General features: G+C 58.8%; 3 protein-coding genes. All 3 read right to left on the bottom strand.

The genetic code is table 11. The annotated features are described in order from the left end of the window. Positions 1 to 24: 24 nt before the first annotated feature. The 3 genes from ACXRVY_RS25175 to pnuC all read right to left on the bottom strand — a co-directional run bounded on the left by ACXRVY_RS25175 (position 25) and on the right by pnuC (position 1,899). Positions 25 to 468 (bottom strand): hypothetical protein, encoded by a 444-nt coding sequence (locus tag ACXRVY_RS25175; protein ID WP_457265991.1) that lies wholly within the window; start codon positions 466 to 468, stop codon positions 25 to 27. Positions 469 to 814: 346 nt separating this feature from the next. Then, positions 815 to 1,339 (bottom strand): AAA family ATPase, encoded by a 525-nt coding sequence (locus ACXRVY_RS25170; RefSeq protein WP_458238538.1) that lies wholly within the window; start codon positions 1,337 to 1,339, stop codon positions 815 to 817. Further along, entirely contained in the window at positions 1,336 to 1,899 is a 564-nt protein-coding gene (pnuC, locus tag ACXRVY_RS25165) for a nicotinamide riboside transporter PnuC (RefSeq protein ID WP_223457115.1), read from the bottom strand. The genes ACXRVY_RS25170 and pnuC overlap by 4 nt, the downstream gene beginning before the upstream one ends. Positions 1,900 to 2,224 lie beyond the last annotated feature (325 nt).

Genomic DNA, 2,224 nt, shown 5'->3' with positions numbered 1-2,224 from the left:
AGTAGCAGCAGGGACCGACTCATCTCATTGGCCTCCCGCCATTCTGCCCAGTGAGCCGAGGCCGCTGCTCATGGCACGGTTGATGGTCCCGGAAATCGCGCTGCCACTGCCACCACCCTGGCCGACGGACATGCCGGGCATACCGTTGGGGTTGGTGACGACGTTGAGGCCTTGCACGCCACCCAGGCTTTGCCCGTTGTTGTGGCGAAGGGCCGTTCCGGTGGTGACCCCGGCGATGTCGGCATCGCTGAGTTCGCCGGTAACTCGGGCCGACGGGTTGGCATTGACGGTGTTCGGGTTCGGATCTGTGCCGCTGCTGCGACCGACAGGTGTTGGGTGAATGGTTCGATCGAGCACGATGACACCGTTGCCTTCGGCTTGAACATTGAAACTGAGAAGCGCACCGGCAGCGCTCGCGATCACCAAGAGCCACGTAAAGCCTTTTTTACCGAGTATCCCCACGATCATCTTTCCTTCTTTTGTGGGCTGGCCCTGGTCAGCTGTATAAAGGAGAGAGCGAAAGTTGTGCCGGTTTTTGAATATCGTGTTGATTCAATGGCTTATGGATGTTGTCCGGGAGCCCTTTGCCGAGGATGTTTCAACGGTGAGACAAAACCCTGCGCAGGCAGCCAGGATATGCGGATGCACCGCTCTAGAACAAGGGTCTTGGCGATGCTGTATCAGCGCCTTTACAAGTCCGGTGAGCAAACGATGAAGGGCGCTGAAATGGGTGGTTTGAGACAGGAAGGGTGTTTCAGGATCGGACACTTTTCACCCAAAACAGGGGGGCGGGGGAGAATGCCCCAAACGCCGGTCAGGCCTCGAGCAATCGGGTCACCGCGTTCAGTGCCTGGAGTCGGCGATCTGCCCAATCTCCCTGCAGTACTTCAACGGATTGTGCGTGGTGCTCGAGCCAGGCCAGGGTCTGGTCGAAAAATGCCTGGCGCTCACTCAATCGGGGCTGGCAACGCTGGCCATCATCCGTCCAGGCAACGTGTTCCGGCGACAGCAGCAAGTGCAAGTCGTAATGCCGGGCCAGTAGCGCTTGTTYGATCCAGGCGGGACAGTCGCCGAACAGGGTTTGGCTCCAGAGGATATTGCTCAGCAGGTGCGTGTCGAGGATGAGCAAAGGCGGTTGTTGTGCTCGTGCTTCGTCCTCCCATGCCAATTGACCGCGGGCGATGTCCGGAATGTCGGCCAGGGTGGTGTCCCGCGGATTCTGCTCGATGAACCAGCGCACATACTCGTCGACCAGAATCCCGCCGAAGCGCTGTTGCAACTCGGCCGCCAGCCAGCTTTTACCGCTGGATTCGGGGCCTGTGAGTACCAGGACTTTCATGCGTGCAATGCCGGATCGGCACGCCATTCGCGCCAGCCTTGCACGGCGATCACAGTGAACAAGCCGTACAGGGTGGCGGTCAGGTACAGGTCCTTATAGATGAACAGCCCGACGAAAATCACATCCAGGGCGATCCACAGCGGCCAGCACTGGACACGCTTTTGCGCCATCCAGACCTGCGCCACCAGGCTGAACCCGGTCAGAGCCGCATCGAGCCAGGGTTGTGCGGCATCGGTCCAGTGGGCCATGGCCGCCCCCAGCAACAGGCTGCCAATTGCACCGATGGCAAGGCTCAACGCCACGGACCGGGTATCGAGCCGACTGACTTCGCGGCCATGGGTCGTTTCGCCAAACCGCGTCCACTGCCACCAACCGTAAAGCTGCAAGGCGGCATAGACGACTTGCAGCAGCATGTCCGAATACAGCTTCACCTCAAAAAAGATCCAGCTATAGAGCAGCACCATGACCAGGCCGATGGGCCAGCACCAGGGGTTCTGTTTGACTGTCAACCAGACGGCAATGACACCGAGGGCGGCGGCAAACAGTTCAAGCCCGGACATGGAGGCTCCTTGGTAAAATCGAAAAGGGGACGGATTGTAACCGGATCGGCGTCGAGAATCCCGTGGCGCAGGGTGTGCTTCATTGGCGCCCGATAACGCGGCAGCGCCAATCGGACTTGTCTGGTAGGATTTCGGCCCCGCGCGGATAAACCCGAATCAGGGTTGTTTTTTCACAGGATTTTTACGGCTCTGTGGTGATCCTTGATGCGCGGTGCTTCAGCTACGCTAATCGCAATTCAAGCTTTTGAAAAATACTAACGGGGCATGCCGACGCGCATAGCCTTTTGGGGGATTGATGGATCTTTGGACCGCCTTTCAGGCATTG

The sequence above is a fragment of the Pseudomonas sp. P5_A2_2 genome (assembly GCF_054177685.1).
Note: the sequence above shows the minus strand (reverse complement) of the source record. Positions and strands in the feature narration are given on the sequence as shown.

What these genes read in the sequence shown, in the direction of transcription:
- pnuC (WP_223457115.1), bottom strand. Translation starts at nt 1,899, where the DNA reads ATGTCCGGGCTTGAACTGTTTGCCGCCGCCCTCGGTGTCATTGCCGTC.
- ACXRVY_RS25175 (WP_457265991.1), bottom strand. Translation starts at nt 468, where the DNA reads ATGATCGTGGGGATACTCGGTAAAAAAGGCTTTACGTGGCTCTTGGTG.